This is a genomic window from Microbacterium paraoxydans, from assembly GCF_900105335.1.
Taxonomy (GTDB): domain Bacteria; phylum Actinomycetota; class Actinomycetes; order Actinomycetales; family Microbacteriaceae; genus Microbacterium; species Microbacterium paraoxydans.
The window spans coordinates 869230-890708 of sequence record NZ_LT629770.1; the positions used below are offsets into that span (position 1 = coordinate 869230).

14 protein-coding genes and 3 rRNA genes are annotated in these 21479 nt (G+C 66.9%); 2 read left to right on the forward strand and 15 right to left on the reverse strand.

Annotation, left to right across the window (positions count from 1 at the left end; all coding sequences use genetic code 11):
• Nucleotides 1–46 precede the first annotated feature (46 nt).
• From BLU02_RS04380 to BLU02_RS04405, 5 genes are all read right to left on the reverse strand, one after another.
• Complete coding sequence (locus BLU02_RS04380) at nt 47–1096, reverse strand: HAD-IIA family hydrolase (RefSeq protein WP_060923490.1); 1050 nt, start codon at nt 1094–1096, stop codon at nt 47–49.
• Nucleotides 1097–3121, reverse strand: coding sequence for a primosomal protein (locus BLU02_RS17735; RefSeq protein ID WP_231919638.1), 2025 nt, complete (start codon nt 3119–3121; stop codon nt 1097–1099).
• Between the two features lie 75 nt (nt 3122–3196).
• Nucleotides 3197–3313: ribosomal RNA gene (gene rrf / locus BLU02_RS04395) — 5S ribosomal RNA — on the reverse strand.
• A 111-nt stretch (nt 3314–3424) separates the two neighbouring features.
• Nucleotides 3425–6527 (reverse strand): 23S ribosomal RNA (locus BLU02_RS04400).
• A gap of 413 nt (nt 6528–6940) precedes the next feature.
• A 16S ribosomal RNA gene (locus BLU02_RS04405) occupies nt 6941–8465 on the reverse strand.
• The 16S, 23S and 5S rRNA genes sit together here, the layout of an rRNA operon.
• A gap of 594 nt (nt 8466–9059) precedes the next feature.
• Here BLU02_RS04405 and BLU02_RS04410 point away from each other — a divergent pair.
• Nucleotides 9060–10394: a CoA transferase gene (locus BLU02_RS04410; RefSeq protein ID WP_082750165.1), complete on the forward strand. Its 1335-nt coding sequence runs from the start codon at nt 9060–9062 to the stop codon at nt 10392–10394.
• 39 nt (nt 10395–10433) lie between these two features.
• Here BLU02_RS04410 and BLU02_RS04415 read toward each other — a convergent pair whose 3' ends face one another.
• Genes BLU02_RS04415 through BLU02_RS04430 form a run of 4 tightly spaced genes read right to left on the reverse strand, consistent with a single transcriptional unit; the run spans nt 10434 to nt 14051 of the window.
• Entirely contained in the window at nt 10434–11246 is an 813-nt protein-coding gene (locus BLU02_RS04415) for a DUF4184 family protein (RefSeq protein WP_060923437.1), read from the reverse strand.
• A 12-nt stretch (nt 11247–11258) separates the two neighbouring features.
• Nucleotides 11259–12560 (reverse strand): tyrosine--tRNA ligase, encoded by a 1302-nt coding sequence (gene tyrS / locus BLU02_RS04420; RefSeq protein ID WP_105950136.1) that lies wholly within the window; start codon nt 12558–12560, stop codon nt 11259–11261.
• 52 nt (nt 12561–12612) lie between these two features.
• The gene (locus BLU02_RS04425; RefSeq protein ID WP_060923435.1) at nt 12613–13410 is read right to left on the reverse strand and encodes a hypothetical protein; all 798 of its coding nucleotides are present in this window, start codon (nt 13408–13410) and stop codon (nt 12613–12615) included.
• The gene (locus BLU02_RS04430) at nt 13407–14051 is read right to left on the reverse strand and encodes a SatD family protein (protein WP_060923434.1); all 645 of its coding nucleotides are present in this window, start codon (nt 14049–14051) and stop codon (nt 13407–13409) included. Before BLU02_RS04430 ends, BLU02_RS04425 begins: the two co-directional genes overlap by 4 nt.
• A 59-nt stretch (nt 14052–14110) precedes the next feature.
• Between BLU02_RS04430 and BLU02_RS04435 the strand changes: the two genes are divergently transcribed.
• On the forward strand, nt 14111–14695 hold the full coding sequence (locus tag BLU02_RS04435; RefSeq protein ID WP_060923433.1) for a DUF1349 domain-containing protein: 585 nt from the start codon (nt 14111–14113) through the stop codon (nt 14693–14695).
• 22 nt (nt 14696–14717) lie between these two features.
• Here BLU02_RS04435 and argH read toward each other — a convergent pair whose 3' ends face one another.
• Genes argH through argC form a run of 6 tightly spaced genes read right to left on the reverse strand, consistent with a single transcriptional unit; the run spans nt 14718 to nt 21435 of the window.
• Nucleotides 14718–16145, reverse strand: a complete 1428-nt coding sequence (gene argH / locus BLU02_RS04440) for an argininosuccinate lyase (RefSeq protein WP_083370882.1) — start codon at nt 16143–16145, stop codon at nt 14718–14720.
• Nucleotides 16145–17074, reverse strand: coding sequence for an ornithine carbamoyltransferase (argF, locus tag BLU02_RS04445; RefSeq protein ID WP_060923306.1), 930 nt, complete (start codon nt 17072–17074; stop codon nt 16145–16147). The genes argH and argF overlap by 1 nt, the downstream gene beginning before the upstream one ends.
• Nucleotides 17071–18276: an acetylornithine transaminase gene (locus BLU02_RS04450; protein ID WP_060923305.1), complete on the reverse strand. Its 1206-nt coding sequence runs from the start codon at nt 18274–18276 to the stop codon at nt 17071–17073. The genes argF and BLU02_RS04450 overlap by 4 nt, the downstream gene beginning before the upstream one ends.
• Nucleotides 18273–19190 (reverse strand): acetylglutamate kinase, encoded by a 918-nt coding sequence (gene argB / locus BLU02_RS04455; RefSeq protein ID WP_025105262.1) that lies wholly within the window; start codon nt 19188–19190, stop codon nt 18273–18275. Before argB ends, BLU02_RS04450 begins: the two co-directional genes overlap by 4 nt.
• Nucleotides 19187–20344 carry a bifunctional glutamate N-acetyltransferase/amino-acid acetyltransferase ArgJ gene (argJ, locus tag BLU02_RS04460; RefSeq protein ID WP_060923304.1) on the reverse strand — a complete coding sequence of 386 codons (1158 nt, stop codon included), beginning with the start codon at nt 20342–20344 and terminating at the stop codon, nt 19187–19189. Before argJ ends, argB begins: the two co-directional genes overlap by 4 nt.
• Complete coding sequence (gene argC / locus BLU02_RS04465; RefSeq protein ID WP_060923303.1) at nt 20341–21435, reverse strand: N-acetyl-gamma-glutamyl-phosphate reductase; 1095 nt, start codon at nt 21433–21435, stop codon at nt 20341–20343. Before argC ends, argJ begins: the two co-directional genes overlap by 4 nt.
• Between the last annotated feature and the right edge of the window lie 44 nt (nt 21436–21479).

Sequence of the window (21479 nt, forward strand, 5' to 3'; positions counted from 1 at the left end):
TCCACTGTACGCGGCGCCACCGACGGGCGGCGGCGCCACGCGTGGCTCAGGTGCGGTGGAACGGGTCCGCGTACAGCCGCTCCGGAACCCGGAGGACGAACACCGGCGTCCCGGACGCCCAGATCGCGGCGGCACCCGCACGGAGCAGGTCGAGCTGGTCGCCGGACTCGGCGACGATCTCGACGTCTGCGCCCCGGACGCGGACGGCGGCGCCGTTCACGTCGAACACGCCGTCGGTCACGGTGGGCTCGGGGTACGGCTCGTGCAGTCCGCGCAGGTCGCCGAGGATGTAGGTCGGGCGGGATCCTTCGGGCGCGGCGAGGACGTGCTTGGGGCGGTCGATGCCGGTGAGCACCAGGGCGGACTCGATGCCCGCACGGCTGGCACCCATGATGTCGGTGTCGAGGCGGTCACCGATGAAGAGCGCCTTCGCCGCGCCGAAACGGGCGAGCGCCTCCTCGAAGATCGGGGTCTCCGGCTTGCCCGCCACCGTCGCCAGACGACCGATCGCGGTGTGCACGGCGGAGACGAGAGTGCCGTTCCCCGGGGCGACACCCCGCTCGCGCGGGATCGTCCAGTCGGTGTTCGTGGCGATCCACGGGATGCCGCCCTCGTCCTCGGGGACCTTGAGAGCGAACGCCGCCTCGGCGAGATCCGTCCAGGCCACCTCGGGCGCGAAGCCCTGGACCACGGCCTGCGGCGCGTCCTCGGCGCTGCGCGTGACCGTGTACCCGGCCTTCTGCACCTCGTCGACGAGGCCGTCGCCGCCGACCACGAGGATGGTCGCCGGCGCCGGCACGATCCCGGACAGCAGACGCATCGCCGCCTGCGGGCTCGTCACGACGTCCTGCGGAGCCACGTCGAGCCCGAGACTCGTGAGGTGCGCCGCCACGGAGGCGTCGGTGCGCGAGGCGTTGTTGGTGATGTAGCCGAGACGCACCGTGTGCGCCGCCGCGTTCAGGCTCTCCACCGCATGCGGCAGAGCGCCGGGACCCGCGTAGACCACGCCGTCGAGATCAGCGAGGACGGTGTCGACGCCCTCGAGGGGTGTGTGTCCCACGGGTTGCTTCCGCGCCTTCGGTGTGAAGAGTCCCACCTACGCCTCCGGCTTCTCAGGCGCGGAGGGCGAGTCGTCCTCCGTCTCGTCGTCATCCGTCTCGTCGTCCTCGCCGAGCAGCTCGCGCACCTCGTCCTCGATGGACGGCTCGGCGGGCTCGGGGGCCCCGGTCGCGTCGGGAGCTACGGTCGCGTCGGGAGCTACGGTCGCGTCGTCGGCTACGGTCGCGTCGTCGGCCTCGTCCTCGGCCTCCTCCTCGTCCTCGACAGAAGCGACGTCAGCATCGGAGAACTCGTCATCAGAGAACCCGTCCTCGATGAGGCCGTCCTCCACGTAGAGCTCCTCATCGCCGGCCTCATCGACGCCGAGAGCCTCGGCGGCGACCTCGGCACGGCGCGCCCAGAACTCGGCTTCGTCCGTACGGCCGAGGTCCTCCAGGACAGCGGCGCGCGCGGCGAACAGCGCGGGGCTCCACTCGAATGCGCGGTCCGGGTCCAGCTCCGGGATCTCGAGCTCTCCGAGGGCGAGCTCCAGATCGCCCTGGTCGAGCCGGGCACCCGACATCGCGATCGCCAGCGCGACTCGCACGGGCGTGGTCAGAGCTGACCGATCCACGGCCCGACCCGTCTCGAGGGCGCGGTCGGGACGACCGATACCGCGCTCGCTGTCGACCATGAGGGCGATCTGGTCATCCTTGCCGGAGATCCGGCGGTAGGTACGCAGCTCGCGCAGCGCCAAGGCGAAGTCGCCCGTCGCATAGGCGGTGATGCCCAGGGTCTCGCGGACGATCGCGATCCGGCCGGCACGACGCGACGCCGCCAGCGCATGCTCGTGCGCCAGAGCGGGGTCCTCGTCGATCAGCCGGGAGGCCATCGCCAGGTGACGAGCGACGAACTCGGCGTTCTCCTTGCTCAGCGTCTTCAGCTCGTTGCGCGCGGACGGATGCAGGTCGCGCGCGGTGACCTCGTCCGGGACGCGGGGCTCGTCGAAGCGCGGACGCTCGTTCGCTGCGTTGGCCGGACGCTCCCGCCCAGCCCCGCCGCGCTGCGGGAAGGACCGCGACCGGTCACTCCCCCGCTCACGCTCGAACCCGCCCTCGCGACGCGGAGCGGAGTCACGGTTGTAACCACCCTCACGGCGGGGGCCGGAGTCCCGGTTGTAGCCGCCTTCGCGACGCGGAGCGCTGTCGCGGTTGTGACCACCCTCACGACGCGGGCCGGAGTCGCGGTTGTAACCACCTTCGCGACGCGGGCCGGAGTCGCGGTTGTAACCACCCTCACGACGCGGGGCACCACCATCACGGTTGTAGCCCCCCTCACGACGAGGGCCGGAGTCACGGTTGTAACCACCCTCACGACGCGGAGCGCTGTCGCGGTTGTAACCACCCTCGCGACGCGGAGCGCTGTCGCGGTTGTTGTAGCCACCCTCACGACGAGGGGCACCACCATCGCGGTTGTAGCCGCCCTCACGACGCGGGGCACCACCGTCGCGGTTATAGCCACCCTCACGACGAGGGGCACCACCATCGCGGTTGTAGCCGCCCTCACGACGCGGGGCACCACCGTCGCGGTTATAGCCACCCTCACGACGAGGGGCATCATCACGGTTGTTGTAGCCACCGTCGCGACGGGGGGCACCACCGTCGCGGTTGTAGCCGCCCTCACGACGCGGGCCGGAGTAACGGTTGTAACCACCCTCGCGACGCGGAGCGCTGTCGCGGTTGTTGTAGCCACCCTCACGACGAGGGGCACCACCGTCACGGTTGTAACCACCCTCGCGACGAGCGGCACCATCGCGGTTGTTGTAGCCGCCCTCGCGACGGGGGGCACCACCGTCGCGGTTGTAGCCGCCCTCACGACGCGGGGCACCACCGTCGCGGTTGTAGCCACCCTCACGACGAGGGGCACCATCACGGTTGTAGCCGCCCTCGCGACGCGGGGCGCGGTCACCCGAGCCGGCACGAGATGCGCCGTCGCGGTAGACGGGGCGACCTCCGGAAGGACGTTCGTTGCGCTGGTTCCTGTCGTCGTTGCGACGCGGACGGCGCTCTTCCTCTTCCGGCATGGTGCTCCCTGTTCTCTTCGTGCTGTAAACGCAAAATGGCCACCCAACGATGGGTGGCCATTTCGACTAAAAGGAGTCCGGCGGTGTCCTACTCTCCCACAGGGTCCCCCCTGCAGTACCATCGGCGCTGTGAGGCTTAGCTTCCGGGTTCGGAATGTGACCGGGCGTTTCCCTCACGCTATGGCCGCCGAAACACTATTGATGTTTCAATCAAACCTAAAGCAATGATGAATCATTGTTGAAGGTAGTTCTCGACCGTACATCGAGAACCACTCAGTGGACGCAAGCACCAACAAACGGTGTGTTATCAAGTCATCGGCTTATTAGTACCAGTCAGCTGCACACGTTACCGTGCTTCCACATCTGGCCTATCAACCCAGTAGTCTGGCTGGGAGCCTCTCACCCGAAGGTATGGAAGTCTCATCTTGAGGCCGGCTTCCCGCTTAGATGCTTTCAGCGGTTATCCATCCCGAACGTAGCTAATCAGCGGTGCTCCTGGCGGAACAACTGACACACCAGAGGTTCGTCCAACCCGGTCCTCTCGTACTAGGGTCAGATCCTCTCAAACTTCCTACGCGCGCAGCGGATAGGGACCGAACTGTCTCACGACGTTCTAAACCCAGCTCGCGTACCGCTTTAATGGGCGAACAGCCCAACCCTTGGGACCTACTCCAGCCCCAGGATGCGACGAGCCGACATCGAGGTGCCAAACCATGCCGTCGATATGGACTCTTGGGCAAGATCAGCCTGTTATCCCCGAGGTACCTTTTATCCGTTGAGCGACAGCGCTTCCACAAGCCACTGCCGGATCACTAGTCCCGACTTTCGTCCCTGCTCGACCTGTCAGTCTCACAGTCAAGCTCCCTTGTGCACTTACACTCGCCACCTGATTGCCAACCAGGTTGAGGGAACCTTTGGGCGCCTCCGTTACTTTTTGGGAGGCAACCGCCCCAGTTAAACTACCCACCAGGCACTGTCCCTGAACCGGATTACGGTTCGAAGTTAGATATCCAGAGTGACCAGAGTGGTATTTCAACAATGACTCCACGGTAACTGGCGTCACCGCTTCAAAGTCTCCCACCTATCCTACACAAGCCACACCGAACACCAATACCAAGCTGTAGTAAAGGTCACGGGGTCTTTCCGTCCTGCTGCGCGTAACGAGCATCTTTACTCGTAATGCAATTTCGCCGAGTTCGCGGTTGAGACAGTTGGGAAGTCGTTACGCCATTCGTGCAGGTCGGAACTTACCCGACAAGGAATTTCGCTACCTTAGGATGGTTATAGTTACCACCGCCGTTTACTGGGGCTTAAATTCTCAGCTTCGCCTTGCGGCTAACCGGTCCTCTTAACCTTCCAGCACCGGGCAGGCGTCAGTCCGTATACATCGTCTTGCGACTTGGCACGGACCTGTGTTTTTAGTAAACAGTCGCTACCCACTAGTCTCTGCGGCCTCCAAACGCTTTCGGAGCAAGTCCTAATACGTCGAAGGCCCCCCTTCTCCCGAAGTTACGGGGGCATTTTGCCGAGTTCCTTAACCACGATTCTCTCGATCTCCTTGGTATTCTCTACCTGACCACCTGAGTCGGTTTGGGGTACGGGCGGCTAGAACCTCGCGTCGATGCTTTTCTCGGCAGCATAGGATCATCCACTTTTTATCCGCATCGTGTCTCAGCCTGTATGAGTCGCGGATTTGCCTACGACTCGGCCTACGCACTTGCACCAGGACAACCATCGCCTGGCTTGGACTACCTTCCTGCGTCACACCTGTTAATACGCTAACCGCACCAGCATGGGGTCACGTGCTCCCCTCCACGGTGTCACCCGAAGGCGACGATGTGAAGGCTCGGACGTTTAGCACCACTGGATTAGCTTGGGCGGTTCTTCGCCGGTACGGGAATATCAACCCGTTGTCCATCGACTACGCCTGTCGGCCTCGCCTTAGGTCCCGACTTACCCAGGGAAGATTAGCTTGACCCTGGAACCCTTGGTCTTTCGGAGGACGTGTTTCTCACACGTCATTCGCTACTCATGCCTGCATTCTCACTCGTGTAGCCTCCACGGCTGGTTTCCACCGCCGCTTCGCTGGCCACACGACGCTCTCCTACCCATCAACACGGCTGGACCACGAAGGCCTACCAATAATGTCAATGCCACAACTTCGGTGGCGTGCTTGAGCCCCGTTACATTGTCGGCGCGGAATCACTTGACCAGTGAGCTATTACGCACTCTTTCAAGGGTGGCTGCTTCTAAGCCAACCTCCTGGTTGTCAGAGCAACTCCACATCCTTTCCCACTTAGCACGCGCTTTGGGACCTTAGTTGGTGGTCTGGGTTGTTTCCCTCTCGACTATGAAGCTTATCCCCCACAGTCTCACTGCTGCGCTCTCACTTACCGGCATTCGGAGTTTGGCTGACGTCAGTAACCTTGTAGGGCCCATCGGCCATCCAGTAGCTCTACCTCCGGCAAGAAACACGCAACGCTGCACCTAAATGCATTTCGGAGAGAACCAGCTATCACGAAGTTTGATTGGCCTTTCACCCCTATCCACAGCTCATCCCCTCAGTTTTCAACCTAAGTGGGTTCGGTCCTCCACGACGTCTTACCGTCGCTTCAACCTGGCCATGGATAGATCACTTCGCTTCGGGTCTAGGACATGCGACTGAATCGCCCTATTCAGACTCGCTTTCGCTACGGCTACCCCACACGGGTTAACCTCGCCACATATCGCTAACTCGCAGGCTCATTCTTCAAAAGGCACGCTGTCACACCTACCAGGGGTGCTCCAACGGTTTGTAAGCAAACGGTTTCAGGTACTATTTCACTCCCCTCCCGGGGTACTTTTCACCTTTCCCTCACGGTACTTGTCCGCTATCGGTCATCTGGGAGTATTTAGGCTTATCAGGTGGTCCTGACAGATTCACACGGGATTTCACGGGCCCCGTGCTACTTGGGATACTCTCCACGCCAGAACACGCATTTCGACTACGGGGTTGGCACCCTCTATGACCGGCCTTTCAAGACCGTTCGTCTATACGCTTCTGTAACGTCGCCAGCTCGGCAGAACTGACTGGTGAGTCCCACAACCCCGAATATGCAACTCCTGCCGGATATCACACACACTCGGTTTAGCCTGATCCGGTTTCGCTCGCCACTACTAACGGAATCGCGGTTGCTTTCTCTTCCTGTGGGTACTGAGATGTTTCACTTCCCCACGTTCCCTCTACCCGCCCTATATATTCAGGCGGGAGTCACTAGGTCGGCACGCCGCCCAGCGGGGTTTCCCCATTCGGACACCCTCGGATCAAAACTTGCTTATCAGTTCCCCGAGGCTTATCGCAGATTGCTACGTCCTTCTTCGGCTCCAGATGCCAAGGCATCCACCGTTTGCTCTTAAAGACTTGAAATCACATGAGTTTGAATCAAAAACCCGACCAGTCCGAAGACTGAATCAGAAATTGACTAATGATCTTTAAGATCATCTTGCGCAACTGATCAAAGACCAGTTGCAAGATGCTCGCGTCCACTGTGTAGTTCTCAAAGTACGGGCGGAACCCCCATCCACCTGCCCCCACAGGGACAAACAGAAAGAGGTCCAGAGGTTCAGACCAGATCCCGAAAGATCCGCATCCGGTCCCTCAGGACCCAACAGCGTGCAGGCACCGGTCCCCTCACCCAGAACCTTCCAACCACCGAAGCGGCGTACTAGTCCCGAGATCAGATCTCGATGCCATGTCAAATGTTCCACCCATGAGCTCCCAGCGAAGAACGTATGCCTTCGAACCGGGTTCTGGACGCCGAAGCGTCAGATGCTCCTTAGAAAGGAGGTGATCCAGCCGCACCTTCCGGTACGGCTACCTTGTTACGACTTAGTCCTAATTACCGATCCCACCTTCGACAGCTCCCTCCACAAGGGTTAGGCCACCGGCTTCAGGTGTTACCGACTTTCATGACTTGACGGGCGGTGTGTACAAGACCCGGGAACGTATTCACCGCAGCGTTGCTGATCTGCGATTACTAGCGACTCCGACTTCATGAGGTCGAGTTGCAGACCTCAATCCGAACTGGGACCGGCTTTTTGGGATTCGCTCCACCTCACGGTATTGCAGCCCTTTGTACCGGCCATTGTAGCATGCGTGAAGCCCAAGACATAAGGGGCATGATGATTTGACGTCATCCCCACCTTCCTCCGAGTTGACCCCGGCAGTATCCCATGAGTTCCCACCATTACGTGCTGGCAACATAGAACGAGGGTTGCGCTCGTTGCGGGACTTAACCCAACATCTCACGACACGAGCTGACGACAACCATGCACCACCTGTTTACGAGTGTCCAAAGAGTTGACCATTTCTGGCCCGTTCTCGTATATGTCAAGCCTTGGTAAGGTTCTTCGCGTTGCATCGAATTAATCCGCATGCTCCGCCGCTTGTGCGGGTCCCCGTCAATTCCTTTGAGTTTTAGCCTTGCGGCCGTACTCCCCAGGCGGGGAACTTAATGCGTTAGCTGCGTCACGGAATCCGTGGAATGGACCCCACAACTAGTTCCCAACGTTTACGGGGTGGACTACCAGGGTATCTAAGCCTGTTTGCTCCCCACCCTTTCGCTCCTCAGCGTCAGTTACGGCCCAGAGATCTGCCTTCGCCATCGGTGTTCCTCCTGATATCTGCGCATTCCACCGCTACACCAGGAATTCCAATCTCCCCTACCGCACTCTAGTCTGCCCGTACCCACTGCAGGCCCGAGGTTGAGCCTCGGGATTTCACAGCAGACGCGACAAACCGCCTACGAGCTCTTTACGCCCAATAATTCCGGATAACGCTTGCGCCCTACGTATTACCGCGGCTGCTGGCACGTAGTTAGCCGGCGCTTTTTCTGCAGGTACCGTCACTTTCGCTTCTTCCCTGCTAAAAGAGGTTTACAACCCGAAGGCCGTCATCCCTCACGCGGCGTTGCTGCATCAGGCTTTCGCCCATTGTGCAATATTCCCCACTGCTGCCTCCCGTAGGAGTCTGGGCCGTGTCTCAGTCCCAGTGTGGCCGGTCACCCTCTCAGGCCGGCTACCCGTCGACGCCTTGGTGAGCCATTACCTCACCAACAAGCTGATAGGCCGCGAGCCCATCCCCAACCGAAAAATCTTTCCAAACGCAGACCATGCGGTCACGTCACATATCCAGTATTAGACGCCGTTTCCAGCGCTTATCCCAGAGTCAGGGGCAGGTTGCTCACGTGTTACTCACCCGTTCGCCACTGATCCCACAGAGCAAGCTCCGTGTTCACCGTTCGACTTGCATGTGTTAAGCACGCCGCCAGCGTTCATCCTGAGCCAGGATCAAACTCTCCGTAAAAAGAAATTGCATACGAACCGGGGAAAAACCGGAACGCAGCGAGTTTGATGCTGACCAAAGAGACGAATTCATTGCTGACTTCATCCGTTGCCAACCCCACAAGGAGGTTGGTCTTTGATCCAAAGGAATTCTCACCCAGCCGAAGCTAGACGAGGATAATTTGGCATTTGACAAGTGCACGCTGTTGAGTTCTCAAGGATCGGATGCTCCCACGACCCAGCCATCACGACCAGGCCCGCAGGGCAACTTCTCTATCTTAGCCATCCCGACCCGCTTGTCAAATCGGCGCGCCGCGCGGATCTTGGATCCGCTGCGCAGCCGGTGACAGCCGCAGAAGGGGTGGATCTCCCATCCTAGGCGCAAGCGCCGGATATCTCAAGTGAAAGTGGATCGGGAGTGGTTCTCCGCTTGAGGGGGGTGAAGCTCTGGGCTTCTCCGCTTCCCTGTGGGGCGAACAAGTAATAAGTTACGTGGATTCCGGGGGTCTGGCAAATCGGGCGCACCACCCCGGGCGTGTCGCGTCTGCTGCTCGAGCGGATTCGCCCGGGTCAGCCGTCGTTTCCGACCGCATCGGTGGGGAGTAGCATCGCGCCCATGCCCCCGCACGCTTCTCCTCACGCTGCCGACCTGCTGGGCCGTGTCCAGCGGGAGCTGGGCGCAGACTCCCTGCCTGCGCATCTGCTCGCCGCGGTCAGCGCCCTGGATGCCGTGCCGCTCCCGTCCCGCACCGCGACCGCGGAGCTCGCTCTCGCCAGCGTGGCGTCGGTCGTGCTCGCCGCAGGACTCGACCCGGCGGCCATCGATCCCCGTCGAGTCGCCGTCGCCTATCGGAGCGATCGGTATCTGCTGGTCGACGGTGCTCCGCCGCCGGTGTGGGCGCCCCTCTCCGGATTCTGGGAGAGCGCAGACGGCTGGATCCGAACGCACGGCAACTACCCGCACCATGCGCGCGCGCTTCGCCGCGCGCTCGGCCTGACCGACGCGGCGGGTCCGAAGGCGGTCGCCCGCAGGGTGGCGGCTCTGTCGAGCGACGCGGCCGTCGACCGGATCTCCGAAGCCGGTGGTCTCGCCGTCGCCGTGCGCCGTGAGGACCCGGACGTCGATCATGCCCTGCGGAGCACTCCCCTCCTCGACGTAGCATCCATCGACGCGGCGGACGGACGGCGGAGTGAGCGACGGAGCCCGTCCCCCGGCCCCTCGGCGCACCTGCCCCTCGCCGGCCTCCGTGTCCTGGACCTCACGCGAGTGATCGCGGGGCCGGTGTGCACACGAACGCTCGCTCTCCTCGGCGCCGATGTGCTGCGTCTCGACCCACCGCACCTCCCCGAGCTCCCGTGGCAGCACCTCGACACCGGCCATGGCAAGCGCACGGCTCGTCTCGACGCCCGATCCTCCGAGCTGCACGGCCTCCTGCAGTCGGCGGATGCGGTCGTGCTCGGATATCGGCCCGCCTCGCTGGACCGGCTCGGCCTCTCCCCCGACGCTCTGGTCGAGCAGCACCCGGGTCTCCTCGTCGCGCAACTGAGCGCCTGGGGCACCGATCACCCCGAGCGCGCCGGTTTCGACAGCCTCGTCCAGGCGGAGAGCGGCATCGCGATGATCGAGGGCGAGGACGGACGGCCGGGCGCCCTCCCCGCCCAGGCGCTGGATCACAGCACCGGGTATCTCCTCGCCGCCGCACTCACCCGGCTGCTCCGTTCGCGCGACGGGCGCTCGCGCATCGTGCGCACCTCGCTGCGCCGCGTCGCCGCCGAACTGCTGGGGATGCCGCGCACGACCGACGTCGTGCGCGCGCCGGAGATCGATGCCTCGGCGCATCTCTCGCGATTCGACGTGGACGGGACGCCGGTCGTGACGGCGGCACCGGCGCTCCCTGGGCTGACCTTCGCCGCCCCGCATGCCTGGGATTCGGACGCACCGCGCTGGTGAGGGGGACTCCCTGGTGCGGGAGGCCTCCGGGAAGCGGGATCAGACGGTGCGGCGCGGCCGTCGCACGGCGAGGACCACGCAGAGGACCAGGGTGAGCAGGCCCCACACCGCACAGGCGGGCGGCAGCACCCGATACGCGAGATGCTGCACGGTGAAGTCGGCGGAGAGCGGACCGAACGCCAGCAGTCCACCGACCCACGCGACCACGAGGATCACCGAAAGCGAGAGCCACCACGCGATCCGCACGAACGGCGGAAGTACCCGCGGCGCATCCGCTCGCGGGGTCGCACGCCGCAGCCACAGCGCGGCCCAGATCGCGAGACCGAGCAGACCGAGGACGCTCGAGGCGTACTGCAGCCACTTGTAGCCGTCGAACGGACCCCAGGAGTTCGCGAGCGCGGGAACCAGATCGACACCCCACCGCGACTCGTGCGTGAACGCATCCCAGAGGATGTGCGAGAGCACCCCCAGCATCGCCGAGACCACGAGCAGGAACGGATACAGCGGTCGCGCGGCGCGGTACCGCGAGCGGTCGTCACGGCTCAGGGCTTCGACCGCCGCCCGGAGTCCGCTCGCGCCCCACCCGGCGGGCAGCCGCGTGCTCACCCAGTCCGGCAGCAGCTCCAGGGTCGCGGGGCGCAGCAACACACGCCACAGCAGGAAGAGCACGAGCGCGAGCAGCGCCGTCCACACGACGTTGACCGGATCGTGCAGGAAGCCGTAGTTGAGCCCGACGTTCCGCAGGAACAGCGAGATATCCGGCGTCATCGCTCCGATCGCGATCGCCGCGGGGATGAGCGGCGTGCGCACGAACGGCAGCGCGACGATCGCGTGACTCGGGGTGAACGGCATACGTGGCCGGGGTCAGCCGAGGAAGACGCCGGCGAGCGTCTTCTTCCCGCGACGGAGCACCGAGACGCCGCCGGGAAGTGTGCCCTGCACGATCGCGGTGTCGTCCTCCACCCGCTCGCCGTCGAGGGAGACGCCACCTTGCGCGATGGCGCGACGCGCCTCCGACAGACTCGACACCAGCCCGGTCGCGACGAGCGCGTCGACGACCGGGGTACCGGCGGCGACCGTCGCGTGCGGGAGCTCGTCCAAGGCCGTGCGCAGGGTCGCCGCGTCGAGAGTGGTCAGGTCGCCCTGACCGAACAGCGCCTCGGACGCCGCGATCACGGCCGCCGTCGCCTCCACGCCGTGCACCGTCGCGACGACCTCGAGCGCGAGGCGCTTCTGGGCGGCGCGGCGGAACGGCTCCGTGGCGACGAGCTCGGCGTACTCCTCGATCTCGGCCCTGGTCAGGAACGTGAACACCTTGAGGCGTTCGATCACATCGGCATCGGCCGTGCTGAGCCAGAACTGGTAGAACGCGTAGGGGCTCGTGAGGTCCGCGTCGATCCAGATCGCGTTGCCCTCGCTCTTGCCGAACTTCGTGCCGTCGCTGTTGGTGATCAGCGGCGTGCCGATCGCGTGGACGGACACCCCTTCGACCCGGTGGATGAGGTCGGTGCCGCTGGTGAGGTTGCCCCACTGATCAGACCCACCCGTCTGCAGGACACAGTCGTACTGGCGGTAGAGCTCGAGGAAGTCCAGGCCCTGGAGGATCTGGTAGCTGAACTCGGTGTAGCTGATCCCGGCGTCGGAGTTCAGGCGCGCAGCCACCGCGTCCTTCTTCAGCATCGTGCCGACGCGGTAGTGCTTGCCGATCTCGCGGAGGAAGTCGATCGCGGAGAGCGGTGCGGTCCAGTCGAGGTTGTTCACCATGCGGGCGGCGTTGTCGCCCTCGAAGCTGAGGTATCGCTCGACCTGTCCGCGCAGACGATCGACCCATTCCGCCACCGTCTCCCGGGTGTTGAGCGTGCGCTCCGCGGTGGGTCGCGGGTCGCCGATCAGGCCGGTGGAGCCGCCGACGAGGCCGAGCGGCTTGTGCCCGGCGAGCTGAAGACGGCGGAGCAGGAGCAGCTGGACGAGGTGGCCGAGGTGCAGGCTGGGCGCCGTCGGGTCGAAGCCGCAGTAATACGTGACGGGGGCTCCCGCGAGCAGGGCGCGCAGCGCCTCCTGGTCGGTGGACACGTGGACGAGGCCACGCCATACGATCTCGTCCCACACGTTCTCGAACGTGGGGTCGATCGCCTGCGGCGCGGTCGTCAGAGCGGGAGTTGACACGCGCTCCAGGCTAGCAGCGCGCGACCGTCCGGCTGCGTCGCCGGCGGGGGTGTCAGCTGTGCGCCGCCCACCAGACGAGGAACGCGGCGCCGAGCCCGATGACCCAGCTCACGAGGCTGCCGACGAGGAAGTACTCGGCACGCGCGCCGGTCTCCCCGTCGCGGGAGATCTCCGGGAAGCGCACGATGCCCTTGGCGGCGAGCATGGCCGCGAGCACCGGGTACGCCGCGGCGAGCGTGAGGATCATCACGAGCACACGCTCCAGCGGGCCGATGAGTCGTCCGCCCTTGAAACCGTGGCGGGGATCGGCCGGGATGACAGCGGACACCGCGGGGGTCTCGCCGGCGGGCGCCGCGGCGGAGACGGGGGCCAACGACGCGTCGGACGGAGGCACCGGAACCGAGACCTCGGCCGGGCGCCAGGTGTGCTCGCCGTCGAGAGCAGCGCGGACGACGAGGTTGGCGGATTCGAGCAGGAAGACCCCGGCCCCGAGCGCGAGCACGACGAGGTCGAACGGGACCTCGCCGAAGGGTGAGCGGAGAGTCCACATCTCGCCGATGAGGCCCGCGGTGTCCCGGGCTCCGCCCCAGACCACGGCGCCGATGCTGAGCGCGGCCAGCGCGACCGCGGGCCAGAACCCGGCGCGCGTGGACCCCGCGTCCGGCATGCTCCAGATCCACAGCGCTCCGGCGCCGAGCCCCAGGAGCGCGGGCAGCAGCGCGTCTCCGCCGATGCCGAGGAGGAGGATCACGGCCGCGGCGACGACGTACCCGACCCACCGTCGCGGCACGAACTGCCGGACGAGGTCGGTCGCGCCGACGGCGAGGAGGACGAAGCCCGCGAGGATCATGCGGACTCCCCCCGGAGCGCGGCCACTCCTTCGATGAGAGCGGCGGCTCCCGCGCTCCGCAGCGACTTGGACACGCTGGGCTGCGAGATGCCCTCCTGCGCGGCAAGCTCCTGCTGGGACCGGCCGACCAGACGCCCGTATGTGAGGTGACGCTCGCGCTCGCTCATCGCCCCCACGAGCTCGTCGCGCGCGAGGACGTAGGCATTGGACGCGGCGATCACGTTCTCCATGACCTCATCCTGACCCGGGGCGCCGACAATCCAGGTGCGCGTCCTCGGCACGGCGCGCTGCTCGCGGGCATGCACGATCTCGATCGCGGCGCGCGCGGCATACCAGCCGGGGCCGTCGGCCAGGTCGCGATGCACCGAGGCGACGGATCGAACCTCGCCGACGCCGATCCCGAAGCGGAAGGCGAGCCCCTCCGGAAGCCGGAGCTGGATCATGAGAAGGGACAGGAGCGCGTCGGGCAGTGCACGGTAGACGCCTTGCTGCTCGTCCCCTACCGTGGGCGTGAGCGGCTGGACCGCCAGCGGGCGGTCCCGCTCGACCTGAGCGATGGTCTCGTCCAGCGCGCGCTGTGCGGCGCTCCGGTCTCCGAGTTCTCGGGAGCCCACGATGTCGGCGATCACGGCGATGACCATGCCATAACCGTAACACGAATATTCAGAGTTTATGCCTTATAGGGCTATAGATGGGAAATATGCCTGATTCACGCATCATCGACTGGAGCGATGGCACCTGGACGCACTCCCCCGCGCTGACCCGGATCGACGGGCATCTCGACGCCACCGCGATCGAGGGCAGCGACGCCTGGCGTCACACCGCCTACGGATTCGTCCATGACTCAGAACACGCGCTGCTCGCCCCGCTCGCCGTCGGGGAGGCGATCGAGGTCGCCTTCACAGCCCCCTGGGAGGGCCAGTTCGATCAAGCGGGTCTCTTCGTGCGTGCTGACGACGAGCACTGGATCAAAGCGGGAGTCGAGTTCGCGGACGGCCACCTCGGTCTCGGCGCTGTCGTGACCGCCGGGCGGTCGGACTGGTCGGTCGGCTACGTCGACGACTGGCGCGAGAGCGAGATCACAGTCCGGGTCAGTCGTTGGGAGGACGCGATGATCGTTCGCGCCCGCGCGGACGACGGACCGTGGCGATTGGTGAGGGTGGCCCCCTTCGCCGGCGACGCGGCCGTCTCCGCCGGACCGTTCCTCGCCGCCCCGACCCGGTCGGGTCTGACCGTCCGGTTCACCCGGTGGGAGCGGTCCGCCGCCGACGGCGACCTGCACTGAGGCGCGGCCGCCGCCGGACCGGCTACAGGCCGAGCGCGTGCGCGGCGGCCTGCGCGCGCGCGACGAGCTCCGCGCGCTGCTCGGCCACCCGCTCCGGAGCGGTGCCGCCGACGCCCGTGCGCGACGCGACGGAGCCCTCGATCGTGAGCACCTCCCGGACCTCGGGGACGAGGTGCGGAGACACCGACAGCAGCAGCTCGTCGGAGGCGTCCTCCAGCCCGATCCCCTGCTCCTCGCAGGCACGGACGAGCGCGCCGGAGATCTCATGGGCATCGCGGAACGGCACGCGCCGCTTCACCAGCCACTCGGCGACATCCGTCGCCAGGGAGAACCCCTGGGGAGCGAGCTCGGCCATCCGCTCCGTGTGGAAACGCAGCGTCGCGATCATCCCGGCGAACGCCGGCAGCACGACCTCGAGCGTCTGCACCGAGTCGAACACCGGCTCCTTGTCCTCCTGCAGATCGCGGTTGTACGCGAGGGGCAGGCCCTTGAGCGTTGCCAGGAGACCGGACAAGTTGCCGATGAGACGCCCGGACTTGCCGCGCGCGAGCTCGGCGATGTCCGGGTTCTTCTTCTGCGGCATGATGCTGGATCCTGTGGAGTAGCCGTCGTCGAGGGTGACGAAGCCGAACTCCCGCGTGTTCCAGAGGATGATCTCCTCGGACAGGCGGGAGAGGTCGACCCCCGTCATCGCCGCGATGAACGCGAACTCCGCCACGACGTCCCGCGCGGCGGTGCCGTCGAGGGAGTTCTCCGCGGGGCGGTCGAGACCCAGTTCGGTCGCGACGAGCGCGGGATCCAGGCCCAGGGTCGACCCCGCGAGCGCTCCCCCGCCGTACGGCGAGACACCGGCGCGACGACGCCAGTCGACGAGGCGTTCGAGCTCGCGCACCAGCGGCCAGGCGTGGGCCTGGAGGTGATGGGCGAGCAGCACCGGCTGTGCGTGCTGCAGGTGCGTGCGGCCGGGCAGAATCGCGTCGGGATGCGCCTCCGCCTGCGCCACGAGCGCATCGATCACGCGCAGCAGGTCGCGCGCGATCACCCGGGCGTGGTCGATCAGGTACATCCGCACGAGCGTGGCGATCTGGTCGTTCCGGCTGCGGCCGGCGCGGAGGCGTCCGCCCAGCTCCGGACCCAGCTCGGCGATCAGCGCCTGCTCGAGCGCGCCGTGCACGTCCTCGTCGGTGGGCAGCGGCTGCAGGGAGCCGTCGGCGACCTTGCGCGCGACCGCGTCGAGGCCCTCGTGCATCCGGGCGGCCTCATCCGGCTCCAGGTACCCCGCGGCGGCCAGCGCCGTGGCATGGGCGTGGGAACCCGCGATGTCGTACGGCGCCAGGATCCAGTCGAAGTGTGTCGACCGGCTCAGCTCGACGAGCTCCGGCGACGGACCGGTGGCGAACCGCGCGCCCCAGAGCGCGCCCTCGTTGGTGCCTTCGTGCGAGCCGGCCATCACGCGTCCTTCTTCCCGAGGAGCCAGACCAGCAGGGCCTTCTGGGCGTGCAGGCGGTTCTCCGCCTCGTCCCAGACCACGCTCTGCTGACCGTCGATGACCGCGGAGTCCACCTCGTAGCCGCGGTCGGCGGGGAGACAGTGGATGAAGATCGCGTCGTCGTGCGCGAGCTCCATCGTCTCCGGTGTGACCTTGTAGCCGCCGAGGTCGCGGATCCGCGCGAGCTTCTCCTCCTCCTTGCCCATCGACACCCAGGTGTCGGTGACGACGACGTCGGCACCGGCGGCCGCCTCGACCGGGTCGGTGAAGAGCGTGATCGATCCGCCGGTCTCCCCGGCGCGGCGGTCGGCCGCTTCGATCACGTCGGCGCGCGGCGCGTAGTCCTCCGGCGAGGCGATGCGCACGTGCATGCCGGCCGTGACGCCCGCGAGCGCGTAGGAGTGCGCCATGTTGCTCTGGCCGTCGCCGAAGAACGTCAGCGTGAGGCCCTTGAGGTCGCCCTTGTGCTCACGGATCGTCAGCAGGTCGGCGAGGAGCTGGCAGGGGTGGAAGTCGTCGGACAGCGCATTGATCACGGGGACCCGGGTGCCGGCGGCCATCTCCTCCAGGCCCGACTGCGCGTAGGTCCGCCACACGATCGCGGCGACCTGGCGCTCGAGCACGCGGGCCGTGTCGGACGGCGTCTCCTTCCCGCCGAGCTGGCTGCTCGCCGTGGAGATGATGAGCGGCGTGCCGCCGAGGTCGGCGATACCGACGGCGAACGAGACGCGCGTCCGGGTGGACGACTTGTCGAAGATCACGGCGACGGTCTGCGGGCCGGCGAGGCTCTTGTCGGCCCAGCGATCCTTCTTGAGCTCGAGCGCGAGATCGAGGATCTCCGCCTGCTCGGCGGGCGTCAGATCGTCGTCGCGCAGCAGGTGGCGGGTCATGCGGGGACCTTTCCGGTGGCGGAGGTGTGGACGTCGGAGAGAGCGGCGGCGAACAGCTCGCGGAACTCCGCCAGCTCCGTGTCGCCGATGGTGAGAGCCGGCGCGACGCGCACGGTCTCGGGGTTGGCGGCGTTGACGATGAGACCGCGGTCCTGTGCGGCGGCGACCACCGCGCCCGCCACGGGCTGCGTGAGCGCGACGCCCACGAGGAGTCCACGGCCGCGGACGCCGCCGACCAGCGGGGAGTCGATGCCGAGGATGATGTCCCGCAGCTCGGCGCCACGGCGCGCAGCGTTGTCGACGAGGTCGGCGCGCTCGATCTCGGCCAGCACCGCGTCCGCCACGGCCGTCGCGAGCGGGTTGCCGCCGAACGTGGAGCCGTGCGAACCGGGTGTGAACAGGGCGCTCGCGGGCCCGTAGGTGACGAGGGCGCCGATCGGGAATCCGCCGCCGATGCCCTTCGCGAGCGTGATGGCGTCGGGCGTGATGCCCTCGTGGCTGAATCCGAACCAGGCGCCGGTCCGGCCCGCGCCCGTCTGGATCTCGTCGACGATGAGCAGGGCGCCGTGCGCGAGGGTCAGCGAGCGTGCCGCGGCGAGGTAGCCCTCGGGCAGCTCGACGACGCCGGCTTCACCCTGGATCGGCTCCACGATGACGGCGGCGACCCGGTCGTCCATCGCGGCCTCCAGCGCTTCGATCGTGGCCGGGATGTGCTCCACGCCTCCGGGCATCGGAGCGAACGGCGCGCGCATCGACTCCTTGGCCGTGAGCGCGAGCGAGCCCATCGTCCGGCCGTGGAAGCCGTTCTCCAGTGCGAGGATGCGCGGACGCTCCGCGCCGCCGTGCAGCCGGGCGAGCTTGAACGCGGCCTCGTTGGCCTCGGCTCCGGAGTTCGAGAAGAACACGCGACCGTCGATCCCCGCGCCGGCGAGGCGCTTGAGCCGGGCGGCGAGCGCGAGCTGCGGCGGAGTCGCGAAGTAGTTCGAGACGTGCGCGAGGGTGGCGGCCTGCCGGGACACCGCCTCGACGAACACCGGGTGCGCGTGCCCGAGGGAGGTCACCGCGATGCCGGCGAGGAAGTCGAGGTAGCGTCGGTCTTCGGCGTCCCACAGGTACGAGCCCTCACCGCGGGTCAGCAGCGCGAGGCGCTCCCCCGCGTTGAGCACGAGATCACGTGCCGCGTCGTCCTGCCAGACGGTCATGCCGTCGCCCCTTTCTCTCCCAGGACCACTTCGGTCCCGATTCCCTTGCTGGTGAACAGTTCGACGAGCACCGAGTGCGGCACCCGTCCGTCGATGATCGCCGCCGCGTCGACGCCGCCCTCGACCGCATCGAGGCATGCGCGCATCTTCGGGATCATCCCCGACTCGAGGCGCGGAAGCATCTCGACGAGCGCGTCCGACGTCAGGTGCGACACGAGCGAGTCCCGGTTGGGCCAGTCGGCGTACAGCCCCGGCACGTCGGTGAGGATGACGAGCTTGCGCGCGCCGAGGGCCACGGCGAGCGCGGCGGCCGCGGCATCCGCGTTGACGTTGAGCGACTGCCCCGGGTGGTCGAGGTCGGGCGCGATGCTTGACACGACCGGGATCCGCCCTGCGGCGAGATGGTCGAGCACCGGCGTCGGGTCGACCTGGACCACGTCGCCCACGCGGCCGAGGTCCACCTCCTCGCCGTCGATCATCACACCGCGACGGCGGCCGCCGAAGAGCCCGGCGTCCTCGCCGCTGAGCCCGGTGGCGATGGGGCCGTGCGAGTTGATCTTCGAGACGAGCTGCGGGTTCACCTGGCCGGTGAGGACCATCCGCACGACGCCGATGGCCTCGGTGTTGGTGACGCGGTACCCGCCCTTGAACTCGCTGGGGATCTCCAGCCGCTGCAGCATGTCGGAGATCTGCGGCCCGCCGCCGTGCACGACCACGGGCTGCACACCGACGTAGCGGAGGTACGCGATGTCCTGGGCGAAGGCCTCCTGCAGCTCGTCCGAGACCATGGCGTTCCCGCCGTACTTGACGACGACGATCTGGTCGCGGAACTTCTTCAGCCACGGCAGCGACTCGATGAGGGTGGTCGCCTTCTGCGCCGCGATGTCCGGCGTGGTGTCCTGGATGTCGGTCATGAGGCGTAGGCGCTGTTCTCGTGCACGTAGTCGTGGGTGAGGTCGTTCGTCAGCACCGTGGCGGTGGCCTCTCCGACCTTGAGGTCGATCATCAGGTGCGTGGCCCGCGGGGTCAGGTCGACCTCCTCGCGGGGGCGGTCCGGCCCGCCGGCGGTGCAGACGCGGACGCCGTTCATCCACACGTCGACGTCGTAGGGGTCGAACTGCGCGGCCGTCGTGCCGATCGCCGCGAGGACGCGGCCCCAGTTCGGGTCGTTGCCGAAGATGGCGGCCTTGAACAGGTTGTTGCGGGCGACCGAGCGGCCGACCTCGACGGCGTCCTGCTCGGAGACGGCGTGCTGCACCTCGATCGTGATGTCGTGGCTCGCGCCCTCCGCGTCGCCCTGCAGCTTGACCGCGAGCTCCTGGCAGAGCGCGGTGAGCGCCTCGGCGAAGTCGTCGAGGTCGGGGACGACCTCGGAGGCGCCGTTGGCGAGCAGCGTCACCTGGTCGTTGGTCGACATGCAGCCGTCGGAGTCGAGGCGGTCGAACGTGCGTCCCGTCGCCCGACGCAGCGCCTCGTCGGCCTGGAGCGGTTCGAGCACGGCGTCGGTGGTGAGCACCACGAGCATCGTCGCCAGACCAGGGGCGAGCATGCCCGCGCCCTTCGCCATGCCGCCGATCGTCCAGCCGTCGCGGGTCACCACAGCGGTCTTCGCGACGGTGTCCGTGGTCATGATGGCGTGCGCGGCGGTCTCCCCGCCGTCCGCGCTCAGCTCGGCGATCGCCTGCGCGGTGCCCGCGAGGACCTTCTCGCGGAAGACCGCATCCCCCGTCCCGATGAGTCCCGTGGAGCAGACGAGCACGTCACCCGCACTGATGCCGAGCAGCTCGGCCGCCTTCTCCGCGGTCTGATGCGTGGTCTGGAACCCGAAGCTGCCGGTGAAGCAGTTCGCACCGCCGGAGTTGAGGACGACGGCCTCGACCACGCGGTCCGCGACGGCCTGCTGCGACCAGATGATGGGGTTGGCCTTGGCGCGGTTGCTCGTGAAGACGGCGGCGCCGACCTTGCGGGGGCCGCGGTTGACCACGACGGCGACATCGGGCTTGCCGGTCGACTTGAGTCCGGCGGCGACCCCGGCCGCCTCGAATCCTGCGGGGGCGGTGACGCTCACGGGGCGACTCCGTTCACTGAGAGGGCGCGGGTCTCGGGAAGCCCCAGCGCGATGTTCATGGACTGGACGGCAGCTCCGGCGGTGCCCTTGACGAGGTTGTCGACGGCGGTGACCACGGTCACGCGGTTCGCGGCGCGGTCGATCGCGAGGCCGAGGAGGGCCGTGTTCGCCCCGAGCACGTCGGCGGTGCGCGGGAAGGTCCCCTCCGGCAGCAGCTGGACGAAGGTCTCGTCGCCGTAGGCGCTCTCCCACGCCTGACGGATCTCGGCGTCGCTCACACCCTCGGCGATCGGCGCCGTGGACGTGGCGAGGATGCCGCGCGACATCGGCACGAGCACCGGAGTGAACGAGATCCGGATGTCCTGGGTCCCTGCTCCCTGGGTCCCTGAGCCCGTCGAAGGGCCTGAGCCCGTCGAAGGGCGGGCGGCGGCGAGCGCCTGACGGATCTCCGGGATGTGGCGGTGCGTGCCGCCGACGGCATAGGGGTTCGCGGAGCCGAGGATCTCGCTGGCGAGGAGGTTCGTCTTCAGGCTCTTGCCCGCCCCGGACGGGCCGACGGCCAGGACGGAGACGATGTCGCCCGGGTCGATCACGCCGGCCGCGACACCGGGGGCGAGGCTCAGGCTCACGGTGGAGGCGTTGCAGCCGGGTGCGGCGACCCGGGTCGCGTTGCGGAGCACCTCCCGTTGCTTGCCCCCTCCGACGAGGAGCTCGGGCACGCCGTAGGTCCACGGCTCGTGGAACGCCCCGCCGTAGAAGGCGTCCCACTCCGTCGAGGAGGTGAGTCGGTGGTCGGCCCCGGCGTCGATCACAAGCGCGGTGTCGCCGAGGGCGTCCGTGTACTGCCCGGACTGGCCGTGCGGAAGGGCCAGGAACACGATGTCGTGTCCGGCGAGGACTTCCGGCGTGGTGTCCTGCAGCGTGAGGTGGGCGAGCGAGCGGAGGTGCGGCTGATGGGCGACGAGAGGCTGTCCGGCGTTCGAGTGCGCCGTGACGGTGCGGATCTCGACGTCGGGGTGAGCGGCCAGGAGGCGCAGGATCTCGCCGCCTGCGTAGCCGGAGGCGCCGGAGACGGCGACGGAATACGTCATGCTTCTACCTTAACGGTCGGGTCCTCGACGATCTCGGGACCGGG